This window comes from Pseudenhygromyxa sp. WMMC2535, assembly GCF_011083025.2.
The window spans coordinates 1,330,522-1,346,928 of the sequence record NZ_JABJWV010000001.1 but is presented as its reverse complement, the minus strand read 5'-3'; the positions used below and the strand labels follow the sequence as shown (position 1 = coordinate 1,346,928).

Annotated in this window: 14 protein-coding genes and 1 pseudogene; 5 read left to right on the top strand and 10 right to left on the bottom strand. The window is 69.4% G+C overall.

Going from position 1 to position 16,407, the window contains the following annotated elements:
• Positions 1-24: 24 nt before the first annotated feature.
• Both G6O69_RS04875 and G6O69_RS04870 read right to left on the bottom strand, forming a co-directional pair.
• Positions 25-606 carry a hypothetical protein gene (locus G6O69_RS04875; protein ID WP_172302363.1) on the bottom strand — a complete coding sequence of 194 codons (582 nt, stop codon included), beginning with the start codon at positions 604-606 and terminating at the stop codon, positions 25-27.
• Positions 603-2,900: an RCC1 repeat-containing protein gene (locus G6O69_RS04870; protein WP_172302362.1), complete on the bottom strand. Its 2,298-nt coding sequence runs from the start codon at positions 2,898-2,900 to the stop codon at positions 603-605. Before G6O69_RS04870 ends, G6O69_RS04875 begins: the two co-directional genes overlap by 4 nt.
• Before the next feature lie 217 nt (positions 2,901-3,117).
• Here G6O69_RS04870 and G6O69_RS04865 point away from each other — a divergent pair, with 217 nt between their 5' ends.
• Positions 3,118-3,873, top strand: coding sequence for a hypothetical protein (locus G6O69_RS04865; RefSeq protein ID WP_172302361.1), 756 nt, complete (start codon positions 3,118-3,120; stop codon positions 3,871-3,873).
• A gap of 116 nt (positions 3,874-3,989) precedes the next feature.
• Complete coding sequence (locus G6O69_RS04860) at positions 3,990-4,286, top strand: SCP2 sterol-binding domain-containing protein (RefSeq protein WP_172302360.1); 297 nt, start codon at positions 3,990-3,992, stop codon at positions 4,284-4,286.
• A 100-nt stretch (positions 4,287-4,386) separates the two neighbouring features.
• Here G6O69_RS04860 and G6O69_RS04855 read toward each other — a convergent pair whose 3' ends face one another.
• The 5 genes and pseudogenes from G6O69_RS04855 to G6O69_RS04835 all read right to left on the bottom strand — a co-directional run bounded on the left by G6O69_RS04855 (position 4,387) and on the right by G6O69_RS04835 (position 9,012).
• The gene (locus tag G6O69_RS04855; RefSeq protein WP_346017003.1) at positions 4,387-6,102 is read right to left on the bottom strand and encodes a peptide chain release factor 3; all 1,716 of its coding nucleotides are present in this window, start codon (positions 6,100-6,102) and stop codon (positions 4,387-4,389) included.
• On the bottom strand, positions 6,000-6,698 hold the full coding sequence (locus G6O69_RS41910; protein WP_172302359.1) for a hypothetical protein: 699 nt from the start codon (positions 6,696-6,698) through the stop codon (positions 6,000-6,002). The genes G6O69_RS04855 and G6O69_RS41910 overlap by 103 nt, the downstream gene beginning before the upstream one ends.
• Positions 6,695-7,192 carry a hypothetical protein gene (locus tag G6O69_RS04845; protein WP_172302358.1) on the bottom strand — a complete coding sequence of 166 codons (498 nt, stop codon included), beginning with the start codon at positions 7,190-7,192 and terminating at the stop codon, positions 6,695-6,697. The genes G6O69_RS41910 and G6O69_RS04845 overlap by 4 nt, the downstream gene beginning before the upstream one ends.
• A gap of 263 nt (positions 7,193-7,455) precedes the next feature.
• Positions 7,456-8,079: pseudogene (nth, locus tag G6O69_RS04840) on the bottom strand (endonuclease III); the annotation flags it as partial.
• A gap of 9 nt (positions 8,080-8,088) precedes the next feature.
• The gene (locus G6O69_RS04835) at positions 8,089-9,012 is read right to left on the bottom strand and encodes a sulfite exporter TauE/SafE family protein (protein WP_172302356.1); all 924 of its coding nucleotides are present in this window, start codon (positions 9,010-9,012) and stop codon (positions 8,089-8,091) included.
• 95 nt (positions 9,013-9,107) lie between these two features.
• On the opposite strand from G6O69_RS04835, the gene G6O69_RS04830 reads away from it, so the two are divergent.
• The gene (locus G6O69_RS04830; RefSeq protein WP_172302355.1) at positions 9,108-10,319 is read left to right on the top strand and encodes a PLP-dependent aspartate aminotransferase family protein; all 1,212 of its coding nucleotides are present in this window, start codon (positions 9,108-9,110) and stop codon (positions 10,317-10,319) included.
• A 104-nt stretch (positions 10,320-10,423) separates the two neighbouring features.
• Positions 10,424-11,584: an acyl-CoA dehydrogenase family protein gene (locus tag G6O69_RS04825; RefSeq protein WP_172302354.1), complete on the top strand. Its 1,161-nt coding sequence runs from the start codon at positions 10,424-10,426 to the stop codon at positions 11,582-11,584.
• A 59-nt stretch (positions 11,585-11,643) separates the two neighbouring features.
• Here the strand turns inward: G6O69_RS04825 and G6O69_RS04820 are convergent, their stop codons facing one another.
• Genes G6O69_RS04820 through G6O69_RS04810 form a run of 3 tightly spaced genes read right to left on the bottom strand, consistent with a single transcriptional unit; the run spans position 11,644 to position 14,926 of the window.
• Entirely contained in the window at positions 11,644-12,621 is a 978-nt protein-coding gene (locus G6O69_RS04820) for a hypothetical protein (RefSeq protein ID WP_172302353.1), read from the bottom strand.
• Positions 12,618-13,778, bottom strand: a complete 1,161-nt coding sequence (locus tag G6O69_RS04815) for a DUF3696 domain-containing protein (RefSeq protein ID WP_172302352.1) — start codon at positions 13,776-13,778, stop codon at positions 12,618-12,620. Before G6O69_RS04815 ends, G6O69_RS04820 begins: the two co-directional genes overlap by 4 nt.
• The gene (locus G6O69_RS04810; RefSeq protein ID WP_172308136.1) at positions 13,775-14,926 is read right to left on the bottom strand and encodes a DUF262 domain-containing protein; all 1,152 of its coding nucleotides are present in this window, start codon (positions 14,924-14,926) and stop codon (positions 13,775-13,777) included. The genes G6O69_RS04815 and G6O69_RS04810 overlap by 4 nt, the downstream gene beginning before the upstream one ends.
• A gap of 160 nt (positions 14,927-15,086) precedes the next feature.
• Between G6O69_RS04810 and G6O69_RS04805 the strand changes: the two genes are divergently transcribed.
• Positions 15,087-16,400: a glycosyltransferase gene (locus G6O69_RS04805; protein WP_176396633.1), complete on the top strand. Its 1,314-nt coding sequence runs from the start codon at positions 15,087-15,089 to the stop codon at positions 16,398-16,400.
• Positions 16,401-16,407: the final 7 nt, after the last annotated feature.

Here is a 16,407-nt window from a genome sequence, read left to right as displayed (position 1 = left end):
GCGCGCTGGCATTGGCGCGGGCGCTCACTCGCTGCGCACGGCGAAGAAGAGCGCGCGCAGGGGTCGGCCGGGCGGGCCGTAGAGGGCGAAGGTGCCGGCGCGATCGAGGTCGACGAGCCCGCCGCGGGGCGAGGCGTCGGGGGCCGGGGCGTCGCCGCCGGCCTCGGCGAGGGGCGTGAGCATGCAAGGGACCTGCTCGCGCGGAGCCTCGAGCACGGCGCGGAGCATGTCGACGTCGTCGCGCAGGGCGGGGTCGAGGGCGACGATGCGCCCGGAGTCGACGCGCAGCAAGGCGAGGGCGTCGGCCTGATCCAGGGGCAGCGCGTCGTCGAGCTCGCGCTCGTGGGTGAGCAGCACGAAGTCGGGGCTGGCGTCCTCGTCTTTGTCGCCGGCGTAGGCCAAGAGCAGCTCCCAGGTCCCCGCCTCGACCTCGAGCTCAAGGTCGAGGCCCGCGCGATCGCTGCGCATGCCCGCGAAGCGCCGGGGCAGGTACTCGACGTCGCACAAGAGCAGCGCGCCGGCGAGGGTCATGGAGCCGACGTGCTCGAACTCGAGCTCGCCGCCGAGCTCGAACAGGCCCTCGTCGCGGGGGGGCTGGGCGCTCACAGCTCGACCTCGAGGGGGCGGGCCGAGACCATGCGCCCGCCGTCGCCGAGCTGGCCGTGGGCGTTGTCTCCCCAGCAGGCGACCTCGCCGTCGCGCAGCCGGGCGCAGGCGTGGTCCTTGCCCAGGGCGAAGCTCGCGACGTCGAGGCCGCTGAGCCCGGGCCGGGGCGTGGTCGCGCTCGCGCCCGTGAACCCGCACTGACCGGCGGCGTTGTCTCCCCAGCAGGACATGCGCTGCCCCGAGGCCGCGCAGGCGTTGACCGGGCCGACGCCGATGGCCGTGAGCCCGGCGAGGTCGCGGACCGGCACGCGGCTGGTCCACACCGAGCTCGCGGTCCCGCTGCCGAGCTGGCCGAGGTCGTTGCGACCCCAGCACACCGCCTTGCCGTCGCGCTTGCGCGCGCAGCCGTGCTCGGGGCCCATGGCGATCTCCGAGGCGTCGCTGAGCTTGGCCACGGCCGCGGGCACGTTGACCGGCTGCTTGAGCTGGGCGGCCCCGGCCCCGTTGCCGATCTGGCCCTGGTTGTTGGCGCCCCAGCAGTAGACGCTGCCGGAGCGGCGCAGGGCGCAGGTGTGGGCGCGGCCGGCCGAGAGCGCGGTGGCGTCGGACAGGGCGACGACCTTGCCGCCGCGCTCGCCCGCGCCGTCGCCGAGCTGGCCCTCGGCGTCGCTGCCCCAGCACTGGACCTCGCCGGAGCGGCGCAGGGCGCAGGCGTGCTCGTAGCCCATGGCCAAGGCGACCGCGTCGCTGACCTGGGGGACCTTGGTGGCCCGGCGCAGCGGCGCGCCCTTGCTGCGCCCGAGCTGGCCGGCGTCGTTGCTGCCCCAGCAGTAGACCGCGCCGGTCTTGCTGACGGCGCAGGCCTGGGCCAGGCCGACGCCCACGGCCACGGCGTCGTCGATGCCGCTGACGGCCTTGGCCTCGGGGCGGGCGTCCTCGCCCCCCACGTCGCCGAGCTGACCTTGGTCGTTGCGCCCCCAGCAGAGCACGGCGCCGGTCTTGCTGACGGCGCAGGAGAAGCCGTCGCCGGAGCCGAGGTCGACGGCGTCGCGGACCCCGAGCACCCGGCGGGCGCCGCTGCGATCGTCGGCGCCGTCTTGCTCGCTCTCGCCCTGGCCCAGGGCCCCCTTGGCGTCGCTGCCCCAGCAGACCACCGCGCCGCTGGTCCGCAGCGCGCAGCTGTGTTGCTCGCCCAGGGCGAGATCCTTGGCGTCGCCGAGGCCGACCACGGACACGGGCTGGCTGCGGCTTTGAAAGCTCCCGTCGCCCAGGCGGCCGTCACGGTTGTCGCCCCAGCAGCGCGCGAGGCCGCTGCGGTGGCGCATGCAGCCGTGGCTGTCGCCGAGCGCGACCTCGGCGATGGGATCGTTTTGGCTGCCCGCGGCGAGCTTGACCGGCCGCGAGCTGGTCTTGCCGGCGCCGTCGTCTCCCCAGCACAGCAGCGCCTGGCTGTTGAAGGCGCAGGTCCGCGAGCCGGCCGCGGCCAGGCCGATGACCGCCGGGAGGTTGACCACCGACGAGGGCCGCTCGTGGCCCTTGGTGGTCCCGTCGCCGAGCTGGCCGCTGTCGTTGGCGCCCCAGCAGATCACGCCGCCGTTGCTGCGTCGGGCGCAGGAGTGGCGGGCGCCGGCGGCCAGGCCGACGGCGTCGGCGAGGCCACGGATCGGCGCCGGCTCGGTCCACGACTTGCGCGTGAGGTTGCCGAGCTGCCCGTCGGCGTTGGCGCCCCAGCAGACCACCGCGCCGCCCTTGCGCAGGGCGCAGCTGTGCTTGTCGCCGCTGGCGATGGCGACGGCGTCCTCGAGGCCGCGCACGCTCACGGGCTTGCGGGTGTCGGTGTCGTGGCCGCTGCCGAGCTGGCCGCTGTCGTTGGCGCCCCAGCAGACCACCGCGCCGCCGCGCCGGCGGGCGCAGGAGTGGCGCTCACCCAGGGCGAGCTCGACGGCGTCGCTGAGGCCCTGGACCGTCACGGGCTTGCTGCGGTCGTCGAGGCTGCCGTCGCCGAGCTGGCCGCTGCCGTTGGCGCCCCAGCAGGCGACTGTCCCGTTCCCGCGCAGCACGCAGCTGTGGTTGCGGCCGGCAGTGAGCGCCATCGCTGCCGACGAGCCTCCGGCCTCGCTCGCGCCGCCTTCGCCTCCCCCCGGCTGCTTGCCGCCCTTGGAGCCGCCGCCGGCGTGGGTCGAGCAGCCCGCGAGGAGCAGGGTCGAGAACGTGGCCAGGCCCAGGCCCGAGGCCTGGCGCGCCCGCTTCCCGCGAGCTCCTTTGCGCGTCTGTGGGCGCAGCTGTGGGCGCATCGGCGCGCAGGATAGCAGGCTCACGCGCGCCCTGGCCACCACGGTGCAGCGCGCTGCACAGCTGGCCCCGGCCCGCGCGGGCCACCACGGTGCAGCGGCGCTGCGTCACGCCGGCGCCGGCCGAGCCCCGTGGCCGCGCGGGGCCGATGGCCGAGACCGGTCAGGGTGTGCGCTGCTGGGCAGACGCGGCCCCGCGCGTCGCTTATGCTCCGGGGCGATGCGACCTGGCGACGCTCTGTCCGCTGCGCGGCAATACCTTCGGCGCAACCCCGAGGAACTGAGCCGCATCCTCCGCAACGCCATCGGCATGCGCCTGGGCGTGCCCCTCGGGGCCTTCCGCTGGCTCGCCGGAGAGCTCGCCGACAGCGACAAGGTCGAGGACCTCGAGATCGGGGCCGTGGCCCCGGGGCTGCGCATGGCCGCGACCTTCGACCTGATGGACACGCGGGTCCGCGCCGGGGCGGTGCTCTATATCGACCGCATCGCCCTGACCGGCGACGAGATGCGCCTCGAGCTGCGCCTCGAGGACGTGTCGCTGATCCCCGTGGAGACCAAGAAGAGCCAGATCTCCGCGCTGCTGGTCACGCGCTCCCTCGACCTCTCGCGCCCCGGCGACCTCATGCAGCACCTGCCGGACATGCCCAGCTTCATCGTCGACGCCCACGCCAACCGCGTGGTCATCGATCTGATGCGCGTGCCCAAGCTCGCCAAGGATCCGCTGATCCGCCACGCCCTGGGCCTGATGACCGCGCTGCTGACCCTCGATGGCATCGAGACCGAGGGCGATCACCTCGATCTGATGTTCAAGCCGCTGCCCCAGGGCTTCGTGGCCGCGGCCGACGCGATCGGGGATCACCTGGTCGCGCCGGTCTTGCGCCGCGCTCGCAAGGCCCTGCCTGCGCCCCTGCGCGGCGGGATGAAGCGCATGCTCAGCTTGATCGCTGGCAGCGATCCCGCGCGCTCCCGGGTTTGATCGGCCGGTTTGACCGGCCGGTTTGACCGGCCGGTTTGACCGGTTGGGGCGAACCGGGTTTACTGACGCTGCATCGTCCAGCATGGAGCTGGGCCAGGACACAGGAATTCAACGCGATGAGCCTCGAGACTGTCACCACCACCATCCGCGAGCGCGTCGGCGACGACGCTGGCCTGGGCGCCACCCTCAAGTTCAAGACCGGCGACGGCGTCGTCTTCATCGACGGCAAGTCGACCCCCAACTCCGTCAGCAACGAGGACAAGGACGCCGACTGCACCGTGGGCGTCGAGCTCTCCGACCTCGAGGCGATGATGGCCGGTGACCTGGCCCCGACCACGGCCTTCATGGGCGGCAAGCTCAAGGTCGAGGGCGACATGGGCGTCGCCATGAAGCTCCAGGGCCTGATGGGCTGAGACGCTCCGGGAGCGGGCCGACTCGGCCCGCACGAGCGACACGCTGGGCCCTTCGGGGCCCAAGCTGTTTAACGGGCCGACGGCGACGGGGCGCCGGCGCTCAGCTGTGCTCGCGCGTGGCCTCGAAGCGGATCTCGGGGAAGCGCTCCTCGGTCTTGCTCAGGTTCCAGCGGTTGGGCGCGAGGTAGACCAGGTCGTCGTGGCCGTCGACGAACAGGTTCTCCTCGCACTTGCGCTTGAAGTTGCTCATCAGCTTGTCGATGTCCTGCTTCTTGCGGCCCTCGACGATCGGCGTGACCCAGCGGGCGGTGGAGAAGTCCACGGCCTCGTAGATCGCGACCACCGAGTACTCGTCCTCGAGGCGGTGCTTCATGACCTCGAGCTGGAGCTGACCGACGGCGCCGACGACCCAGGTCGCGCCGAGCAGCGGCTTGAACACCTGGATCGCGCCCTCCTCGGACAGCTGGCGCAGGCCCTTGGCCAGCTGCTTGGCCTTGAGCGGGGTCTTGAGGATCACCCGGCGAAAGAGCTCCGGGGCGAAGCTGGGGATGCCGGTGAAGCGCAGCTTGCTGCCGCTGCTGAAGGTGTCGCCGATCTTGATCGTGCCGTGGTTGGGCACGCCGATGATGTCCCCGGGCCAGGCCTCGTCGACGAGCTCGCGGCTGCGGGCGAGGAAGGCCTGGGCGTTGCTCATGGCCACGTCGCGGCCGAGGCGGACGTGATAGGTCTTCATCCCGCGGCTGAAGCAGCCCGAGCACACGCGCATGAAGGCCATGCGGTCGCGGTGCTTGGGGTCCATGTTCGCCTGGATCTTGAACACGAAGCCGGTGAACTCGTCTTCGGTGGCCGCGACCTCGCGGGTCTCGACGGGCTCGCCGGGCTTGGGCGGGGCCGTGGCCGCGTCGCCGACGATCGCCGCGCGCTGCTGGGGCGGGGGCGCCAGGGCCACGAAGGTGCGCAGCAGCTCGCGGACGCCGAAGTTGTTCATGGCCGAGCCGAAGAGCAGCGGGGTCTGCTTGCCGGCCAAGAACAGCTCGCGGTCGAACTCGACCCCGGCGCCCTCGAGCAGCTCGATCTCCTCGCGCAGATCCTCGACGGCGTCGCCGAGCAGCGCGTCGAGCTTGGGATCGTCGATGCCCTCGACGTCGATGCCCTCGCCGATCTCGCCGCTGTCGCTGGGCTTGAACACGTGCAGCTGCTTGTCGACGAGGTGGTAGACCCCCTTGAAGCGCTTGCCCATGCCGATCGGCCACGTCCAGGGCACGCAGGGGATGCCGAGCTTGTCCTCGATCTCGTCGAGCAGCTCGAGCGGGCTCATGCACTCGCGGTCGAACTTGTTGACGAAGGTGACCACCGGCGTGTCGCGCATGCGACAGATCTCGATCAGCTTCTCGGTCCGCGACTCCACGCCCTTGGCCCCGTCGATGACCATCAGCGCCGAGTCGACGGCCGTGAGCACGCGGTAGGTGTCCTCGCCGAAGTCGGCGTGGCCGGGGGTGTCGAGCAGGTTGACGTTGGCCAGGCGGCGGAGCTCCGGGGCGTCCGCGGGCACCCCGGGGATCGGGTACTCGAAGCTCATCACCGAAGTGGTCACGGAGATCCCGCGCTCCTGCTCCATCTTCATCCAGTCGGACACGGCGTGGCGCGAGGCCTTGCGCGCGCGCACGGCCCCGGCCATCTGGATCGCCCCACCAAAGAGCAGCAGCTTCTCGGTCAGCGTGGTCTTGCCGGCGTCGGGGTGGCTGATGATCGCAAAGGTGCGGCGGCGGGCGACCTCTGCCCTGGCGATCTCGCGGGCGTCTTTGGGGGCGGACACGGTGGGCGGAGGATGGCAGAGCGAGGCGGCGCTAGCCAGGGTGCGCGCCGCGCTTTCGGTGTGGGCCGCCCGTGGACCACGGCGACGAAGTCCTCCATGTCCTTGGAGCCGATGTAGTCGCCTGCTCCGCGGCCGGCGAAGGCCTCGAGCTTGGTCGCCAAGAAATAGGGCGCCGTGACCACGCGGATCGTCTGTCCGCTGGGCAGCGTACGCGGGACCGCGGACTCGAAGGCGCCGGGGAACCAGCGGTTGGAGAAGCCGAGGATCATGGGATCCGTGGGCATGAGATCGAGCTTCACGCCCCTCGAGTCGCCGAGTCGCCAACGACACATGGGCGCGTCTTCGCTGCTGTCCTCATGAAACCCGAGGCTACGCATGCGCGAGGACAAGCCGCCGAGGTACTCGCTGCGCGTGGTCACCGACACGATCACGTCGACGTCCTTCGTCGCGCTGACCGCTGGGGCCGCCTCATCGGTCAGCAGCATGCCCGTGATCGCGCCACCGACGAATACGACCTCTTCAGTGAGGGCGCCCAGGGATCTGGCGACGTGAGTGACGAGCTCGATCGGGGGCGGTTGTTTGGTCGTGGTGGTCATGGTCGAAGCAGCTCCTCGAGCAATTCACCGGCGACGGCGCGCTCACGAGCGTTGCCGACGCGGAGGAGATCGATGGCCGCGAGGGCCGTGTACAGCTCGGGGTGGCTCGCGGCGAGCCTGGGCGCGGAGGCGTGAAGGGGCTCGAGGCCGAGACCGCGGGCGCGGCCCTCCGAGGATGGCCAGACGAAGGTGTTCCCGGCGGTGGTGGTCAGGTGCGCCGCGACTCCAGGGGCGCCCGCGCCACTCGGGACGCCGCGGACGACGGCGCTCGGAGAGGCATAAAATACGTAGCGGACCCCGTGGAGGATGAACTCGAGCAGGTTGGCTCGGAGCGGTCGTCGCTGTGGGTCGAGTAGCTTCGCTGCGCACGCGCGCTGAACGGAGCGGTGGGGGAGCGCGACGTTGGTTTGGAGGGCCTGCGCGAGCTCGGCGTAGGTGCTGGAGCCGTAGAGGGAGAGGTGCAGGCAGACGACGATGTCTTGTGGCCGGAGCACTGCCAGAGCCTATCTAAATTTCATTTTACGAAAAATGAAATTCTTTGAATTTTAAGTTCAAACGCAGTTTTATTAGCAAATTTCATTTTACGAAAAATGAAACACGCGAATCGCGCATCCTATGCGGAAGCCTTCTTCTTGGCGGCCTTCTTCTTCGCCCCCGCGCCGCCCTGTTGCGCCTTCCTGCGCGCCGCCGCGGCCTTGAGCCGCTCGCTCGCTTCCTTGCGCGCCTGATCGTTCGCGCGCCGCTCCTCGAGCACCCGCTTCTTGCTGGCCGCCCAGCCGCAGATCGGGCAGTCGGCGAGCTCGTGATACTGCGCCGGGCAGTGCTCGCGCCCGAAGTAGATGATCTCGAGGTGCGCGTCGGCCCAGCGCTCGCGGGGGAAGACTTTCTTGAGATCGGCCTCGGTTTGCTCGACGGTCTTGCCGCGTGACAGCCCCCAGCGCGCGGCGAGGCGGTGGATGTGCGTGTCGATCGGGAAGGCCGGCTCGCCGAAGGCCTGGGCCATGACGACGCTGGCGGTCTTGTGGCCGACGCCGGGCAGGGACTCGAGGCCCTCGAAGTGCGGGGGGACCTCGCCGCCGAATTCGTCGACGAGCTGCTTGGCCAGGGCCTTGACCCGCTTGGCCTTGGTCGGAGCCAGGCCCAGGGTCTTGATGTGGTTCAAGATCCGCGCCTCGGGCAGCTTGGCCATGGCGGCCGGGGTCGGCCCGTCGGCGAAGAGCGCCGGGGTGACCTCGTTGACCCTCGCGTCGGTGGTCTGGGCCGAGAGCAGCACGGCGACCAGCAAGGTGAAGGGGTTCTCGTGGGTCAGGGGGATCGGCGGCGAGGGGTAGAGCTCGTCGAGGATGCCCAGGATCTTGGCGGCCTTCTCGGCGCGGTTCACCGGCGCAGCTTACAGGCTCGAGGCGATCTCGAACACGCCGAGGCCGAAGATGATCACGAGCAGCAGGCGCTGGCCGGCGTGCTCGCCGATGCGCGCGCGGATCCGCGGGCCGAGCCACCAGCCGAGCAGCATCACGGGCACGGCCAGGGCCGCGAGCAGCAAGACCTCGGCGGTCCACAGCCCGGCGAGGCCGTGACCCGCGATGGTGATCACGCCCAGGGGCAGGAAGAAGGCCTGAAAGTTGATGCGCAGGCGCTCGCTCGACCACCCGCGCACGGCCGAGTAGGCCAGCAGCGGCGGCCCGGCGATGTCGAAGGCGGCGGAGGTCGTGCCCGTGAGCGCGCCGAAGAGCAGGTCGCGCAACCAGCCGAGCAGACCTGGGGGCGGCGGCGGGGCCTCGCTGTCGGGGGACGGCGCGGGCGACTCGGAGGGCTCGCTGGCGGGCTCGGAGGGCTCGCTGGCGGGCTCGGCGGGCTCGGAGCGCTGGGGCGGGTCGAGCTGCGAGCTGGCGGCGGGAGGCGTGATCAGCGAGGGCGGGCGCGGAGTCTTCGTCCGGCCGGCGCGCGCGAGCCGGAGCCCGGCGAAGCCGATCAGCATCGTTCCCAGGCCGCGGTGCGCCCAGGCCTCGGGCAGATCCACGATCACGTAGAGCCCCAGGGGGATCCCCGCGACGCCGCCGAGGAGCAGGCGAAGCACGGTGCCGCGCTCGATCAGGGCGGGGCGCTCGCGGAGCATGAGCAAGGACAGGCCGGTGCCGGCGAGGGCGAGCACCGGGGCGCCGCGCTCGAGGCCGATCAGCGCGGCGAGCAGGGGGATGGCGAACATCGCGTCGCCAAAGCCGAACACCGCGCGCAGCAGCATCGCGACGAAGATCACGGCGAGCACGGCGAGGATCAGGGCGGGCGCCATCGAGTTCTCGGCGGAGTGTGGCACGGCCGGCGCTCGCCGGGAACGCCGGGAGATCGCTGCTGGCAGGGGGAGGGGAACCCCGCCTTGATCCGCGCACGGCCGGGTTGTTCGATGTGCCCGTGAGCGACGAGCCGCGCGATCCTCCTGGTCCTTCGACCCTCTCGGTCCACGGCGGCGAGCCAGCGATTCGCGCCGGGCGCTCGATCACCGAGCCGGTCGTATTCGCGAGCACCTTCCCCTTCGCCGACACCGCCGAGCTCCACGCCTTCATGCAGCGCGAGCTCGAGCGCCCGGAGGAGTATGGGCGCTACGGCAACCCCACGGTCGCGGCGGTCGCGGCCAGGCTCGCGGCGCTCGAGGGCGGCGGGGATCCGGCCCAGACCGGGGTCGAGGCGGTGCTCATGGCCTCGGGCATGGCGGCGATCACCACGACCTTGCTGGCCATGCTCCGCGCCGGCCAGCACGTGGTGTTCACGGCCGACGTCTACCGCAAGACCCGGCTGTTCGCGCGCAGCTACCTCGACAAGTTCGGGGTCGAATTCGACATCGTCGAGCCGAGCCTGGCGGCGATCGAGGCCGCGCTGCGCGACGAGACCCGGATCATCTTCACCGAGGCGCCGACCAACCCCTACCTGCGGGTGGTCGACCTCGAGGGCGTGGTCGCCCTCGCCCGCGGTCGGCGGATCAAGACCATCGTCGACGCGACCTTCGCCACGCCGATCAACATGCGCCCGCTGAGCCTGGGCGTGGATCTGGTCGTGCACTCGACGACCAAGTATCTCGGCGGCCACAACGACCTGCTCGGCGGGGTGGTGCTCGGCAAAGCTGGCATCGTCGGGGCGATCCGCGAGCAGGTCGGCACGCTCGGGGCGGTCTGCGACCCGCACAACGCCTTCTTGCTCGGGCGCGGGCTCAAGACCCTGGGCTTGCGAGTCGAGCGGCACAATCACAGCGCCCTGGCCCTCGCCCGCATGCTCGAAGCTCACCCAAAGATCGCCCGCGTGTGGTATCCGCTGCTCGAGTCCCACGAAGACCACGCCCACGCGCGCGCGCTGCTGCGTGGCGGCGGCGGGGTGATCAGCTTCGAGGTCGTCGGCGGGCTCGCGACAGGGACACGCCTGGTCGACGCCCTGCGCATCCCCAAGCTCGCCCCCAGCCTGGGCGGGGTCGAGAGCCTCGTCGAGCAGCCCGCGCTGATGAGCTTCTACGACCAGGGCCCCGAGGGCCGGGCCGCGCTGGGCATTCGCGAGGGGCTGATTCGTTACGCCGTCGGGATCGAGGACCTCGAAGATCTCGAGGCCGACCTGCGCGCCGCCCTCGACCAGGTCTGAGCGTTGGACTCGGCCGCGAGCGTGTGAGCTGAGCCCGCTCGCAGATGACGGCGCTGGCTCGCTGTGGCCATGCAAATTCGGCGTTTCGGGGTACATTCCCGTGGATGTCGAGCGCCGACGAGCTGTTCAACCCCACCGAGGAACACCGCATGTTGCGCCAGACTGTGGCCGAGTTCGCCCGCCGCGAGGTCGAGCCGCAGGCGGCCGAATACGACGAAAAGGGCGAGCTCAATGTGCCCCTGTTTCGCCGTTTGGGCGAGCTGGGCCTGCTGGGCATCACCGTGCCCATCGACGACGGCGGCGCGGGCCTCGACGCCGCGGCGGCGGTCATCGTCCACCACGAGCTGTCCAAGGTCGACCCGGGCTTTTGCCTGGCCTACCTGGCCCACGCGATGCTCTTCGTCAACAACTTCTACCACTGCTCCAACGCCGAGCAGCGCGAGCGCTACCTCGACAAGGTCATCGAGGGCGAGTGGATCGGCGGCATGGGCATGACCGAGCCCGGCGCGGGCACGGACGTGATGGCGATGAGCACCGTGGCCGTCCGCGACGGCGAGCACTGGGTCCTCAACGGGACCAAGACCTACATCACCAACGGCTGCGAGGGGTACTGCTTTTTGGTCTACGCCAAGGTCGAGGGCCGGATCACCGCGTTCTTGGTCGACCGCGACTGCCCCGGGTTCTCGACCAGCAACCACATCGACAAGCTCGGCATGCGCGGCTCGACCATGTCGGAGCTGATCTTCGAGGACTGCCGGATCCCCGCCACCAACTTGCTCGGTGAGCCCGGCGGCGGCCTGACCCACATGATGCGCAACCTCGAGATCGAGCGCCTGACCCTGGCCGCGATGAGCGTGGGGATCGCGGACCGCTGCGTCGAGATCATGGTCGACTACGCGGATCAGCGAAAAGCCTTCGGCGAGTCGCTCAACCGTTTCGGCCAGATCCAGCGCTACCTCTCCGAGGGCTACGCGATGGCCGAAGCGGCCAAGTGCCTGGTCTACAACGTCGCCCGCGACGTCACCCCGGACACCCGCGCGCGCGTGGGCTGCGACGCGGCCAAGCTCTTCGCCGCCCCGGTCGGCAAGCAGGTCGCGGACTACGCCATGCAGGTCATGGGCGGGGCCGGCTACTGCAAGGAGTACCCCGTCGAGCGGCTGTGGCGGGACGCCAAGCTGCTCGAGATCGGCGGGGGGACGATCGAGGCCCACCAAAAGAACATCACGAAGGATCTGACCAAGGCCTGGAAGGCCCGTCAGGGCTGAGCGCGGCGGCTTTTGTGCGCTCTCGGGCCAGGCCTGTTCGGCCCGAGAGCGGGGAGCGCTCAGTCGGGGGTGTGGCAGTGGTCCGTGAATAGACCGATCACGATTTCACTCGCTCCACCGTCTGGGCTGGGCCGCCACAGAAAGTGGATCCGATCGGTCTCCGGTCGCAGCTTGGTGTGCCACCAAAATAGGTGGTCCTCACCCTCGTAGCGTCGGGTGCGCTCTTTTCGTGCTTGCTTGTCTTGTTTGGTGCGACCGTTTTCATCGGAGGCCGTGACCCCGAGCGCGCCCAGGCGCGCGCCGATCTCTTCGGGGTGGGTGGACATCAGGGTGTCGAAGAGCGCTGCTCCATGGTCATCGAGCGCGGCGAGGTGGCGAGTGAGCCCTCGCCGATGCTCGCCATAGGGTCGCCTGAACTTCTTTAGACCGTCCCAGACTCCCTCTACCCAGGACAGATCGGGGAAGGCCGAGGCCGCGTTCTCGGCGAAGCGGCCCTCGTCCATGTCCTCGATCTCGATGGCTTCTCGAAAGAGCGCGCGCTGTGAGGCCTCGTCAACGACGAAGTGGAGGGGCTGGACTCGTCCTCCTACGGAGACAGGGACTTGGCCCTTCCGACCGCTCGAGCGCAGGTTGAGGCAGCCCAAGGCTCTCGCCGAGGCACGAAAGGCGTGGGCGAGGGCGAGGGAAGGCGCGAATACACGCTCTGAGCCGATGAAGACATCGAGCGCCTCGACGAGCGGCAAGAGGGCTTCATCCTCGTCCCAAAAAGACAGCAGCTTGTCGAAGGCGGCGGAGAGTCTTTGCTTGAGGTCTCGATCTTCGATGGGAGAGTCCCCTGTGTAGAGGACTTCATGGAGCACGTGCTCGGCGGTGACTGGCGCATCGTAGAATTCGCTCGAGGTCGCAATCGCCTCCCCCCGCTCCCGCGCGCGCTCGAGGCGAGCGAGCAATTCTTCGAAGCATTCGGTGATCTTCTCTGGTGATCGCGAGCCGACCTGGAGTCCGCTCTCATCGACGATATGTCGTAGGTTCTTCACTGCTCTCCCCGCTCCTGATTGCGGCGCCGGGCCTGCTCGCGCTGTAGCTGCGCGAGCGCGCGCAGGTCTCGATCAAACTGATCGAAGAAGCCCTCGGGCCAGTCGCTAATCTTGCCGGACGCAGAGATCGTGCGTGTCATGAACACCCCGCGAGGATCGTCCTCTGCAAGGAAGAAGAGCAACTGGACCTGGTCGGCCGTGAGCGGGTGCTCGCGGTTTGCCACGGCGTGACGAATCCCGTTGAGCACGTGGTCGCTGTGGGTCTCGACGACGACCTGGACGCCGTCGGCGGCCACGCGGCCGATGAAGCGGCCGATCTCTGACTGTCCGGCGGGGTGCAGGTGCGCCTCGGGGTTCTCGATGATCAGCAATCCCCCTGGAGGAGCGATCAGCCCGGCGACTACCACTGGTAACGCATACGAGACACCAAAGCCCATGTTGGGCGGACGTGTCCACTCGCCATGGATGCCCGGTGTTTTGAAGCGCAGCCGGGTGATCATGGAATTGGGCACCCACTCGGCGTTCAACTGAATGGGACGGACGATGCGAGATGTCCACCACTCGGTCTGGTGGAGGAGATCCGCGAGGGGGGCCGAGTTGGGCTCGGGTGGTGTGGTCCGCCGGCCCGCGGAGACCTCCTCGCGGTCGAGGACGGCGAGGACCTGCGCGACGTACTGGCCAAAACAGCCCACGCCGAGGTGTTCGAGGCCTACCGAAGACGCGCTCAGGGCATCACGGGGGCCGAGGCGCTCGGCGCTGACGTAGGAGAAACCTCGGTTTTTGTTGGAGAAGGCGCGGGCTGCGGTTTCACTGGCGATGAGTGGAAGGTGCAGCGCGCGATCGTCAGGTACCTCGAAGGTGCAGCTCAGCGACCGAGAGCCTTCATCGACGTCGAGTTCGCACTCAAAGTGAACTCTCGACTCGCTGGCCTGCCAGTTGAGGACGTCGGCGCCTTCGCCGAGTTGAAGTCCCTCGTCGTCGTTGAGCGCGACGGTGCTCGGCGCTGCGCTACGTGACGCGCGCTGAATCATGAGCAGGGCGTGGAGCAGCGAGGTCTTGCCCGCTCCGTTGGCGCCGGTCAGCACGGTGAGGGGGCCAAAGGAGACGCGCGTATCCCGAAAGCGTTTGAAGTTGACGATATGCAGCTCGCGGATCATCCCAGCTCCTTTTGAACGATGCCTCGGACCGCCTCGAAGCGGCGCCGCACTCGGCGAGAGTCACCGGTCCCCTGGCTGATGGCTGCGAGAAAGTCCTCGTCGTCTGTCATCAGCCTGCGGGCGGCCTTGGCGATCTGGTCGGCCTTGGCCACGACCTTCTCGCGCTCGTAGTCGGCGAGCACCACCGACCAGGCTTCGAAGAGCGCGCGGTTGACGGGGTTGCGACGCTCCGAGGACAACGGCCACTTGCGAAAAGCGTGTTCTCCAAACACCGCGTGGGCGTTGTCCATGGCGCGATGAAAAGCGAAGACGAGCTCTTTGAGGTCCTTGTCGGTGAACTTCGACTCGTCATCGAGGCGCTCCGTGGCTTCGATGAGGAATGTGTCGAGGGACTTCGAGCGGTCGTAGGTGTCGAGATCGAACACTCGAAAAGCACAAAAGCGCAGGGCGACCTCTCGATCGGCCATGCGGATGTGGTTGCGCAAAGAACCCCCCGTCGCTCGATTGAAGCTCTCGCTGGTTGCGAGCTTGTGCAGGAGAGAGCGCGAGCGCCGTCGGCTCATGCAGTGGCGAATTTCCTGCGGGCTCAGCGGGCTGCCTCCCGTGTTGATGCGCCGGAAAATGTCGAATTTGACACGGAAAGGGGTCTGCGGATCAATGACGTGAACGACGAACTGCGTGTTGTGCATGCGTCGACGAAAGGCCTGGCTGAGTCCTTCGAAGGTCTTTCCGCTCAATTCATTGAGATAGCCCATCTCGCCGAGCGTGAATTTTTCTCCGCGCAAGAAATTGAATATCGTCGTCAGCCGCTGAACGCCATCGACGACTTGCATGGTTCCATCTTCGTTCTCGTTGAAGTAGAAGGTGGGGAGCGGAATTCCGAGCAAGATCGACTCGATCAGTGACCAGCGCTGTTGTTCTTTCCATACGTAGAGGCGCTGGAAGTCGGGCGCAATGTCGATATCTTCGTCCTGGATCATGTCCACGACCTGACGGAGCGAGAAGTGCTTGGTGTGCACGCGGATCCGCTCGGGGTCCCAGGGCTGGACATCGTCGTCCTGCTCGGGGTCGGTTTCTTCGACTTCGACCCCTGTCGCTTGGCTGTCGAAGTACTCCTCTCGGACGTCGTTTTCTGGTTTTTCAGTCATCTGTGCTCCCTGGGCGATGATAGCGGCCAAAGGTGCGCAGGCTCAATCCTGAGGGCGAACCAGCCTCGAGAACAAAGGGCGCACTTCTCGCTTCTTGCCAGAGAAGCTTTCTCCTGGACAAGTGACCGTCTCGTTGTCTTGGGCTACAAGTCAGGGCTGAGTGCGGCGGTTTTTGTACATCAGCCCCTTCTTCCCGCCGATGACGCGGGTCGGGGCCCTGCGCCCGCTGAAGTTCGCCCGCCACCTGCCGGCGAGCGGCTGGGCGCCGGTGGTGCTCAGTGACCTGCGCCCGGGCGACGACGTCGACCCGCGCCTCGAGGCGGCCGTGCCGGCGTCGACGATCGTGATCCGCGACTACGGCCGCGCGGCCAGTGAGGTGCGTCCGAGCGCGGGCCGCCCCAAGGCCGCGCCCCAGCCCCAGCCCCAGCCCCAGCCCAAGCCCAAGCCAGGCTTCTTCGCGCGCCGGGCCGAGGACCTCAACCCCTTTGGCGCCCACGTGTTCGGGGTCGGCCATGCTCTGCGCGCGGCTCGGGCCGCGCTTCGAGCTCACCCCTCGTGCGAGGCGATCATGGTCAACGCCGACCCCTACGCGGCCATGCTCGTCGGGGCGCGCCTGGCCAGGGAGAGCGGGCTGCCGCTGATCCACGACCTGCGCGACCCCTGGTCGTGCTGCGAGCTGCGTCGCGGCCTGCGGCCGGCCCCCCAGCGCGCCCTGGTGGACCGGGCCGAGCGCTGGGCCGTCGAGGCGGCGCACACGGTCATCCTCAACACCAAGACCGCCTGCCGCGACTATCGGCGCCACTACGCCGACCTGCCCGCGTCGCGCTTCACCGCGATCTACAACCATGGCGACCCCGAGCTGCTGCGCCTGGGCCAGGCCGACGCCGAGGGCGGCGCGCTCCTGGATCCGCCGCGCTTCGTGGTCTTGTTCATGGGCAACTTCCGGCGCTTCGTCGAGGGCGCGGCGGTGATCCAGGCCCTGGCTCGGGTGCGCGCCGCGGGGGTCGGCCCGGACCAGCTCGGCCTGGTGATCACGGGCACGCTGCCCGCCGAGCTGCGCGAGCAGGCCCGGGCCGCGGGGGTCGAGGGCATGCTCCACGATCACCCCTTCGTCCCGGTGCTCGAGCTCGGCGCGCTCATGGATCGGGCGGACCTGCTGCTGTCTTTTTCGCACCCCACGGCCCAGCGGATCCCCGCCAAGATCTACGACTATTTGGTCAGCGACCGCCCGCTGCTGGTGATCGCCGACAACCCCGAGCTGCGCGAGCTGGTCGCGGCCGCGGGCGGCGGGGAAGTCCACGCTCTGGACGCGCCGGAGGCCGTGGCCGACGCGATCCTCGCGGCCCACGCTGCCGGGCGCGGGCGCCGGATCGAGCGCCGTCTAGTCGAAGGCACGGACTCCCCCGGGGCCGCCAGGCAGCTCGCGGAGATCCTCGAGCGGGCTGCTGGATCCTCGCCCCGGCGGGGCCCCTGAACCCGGC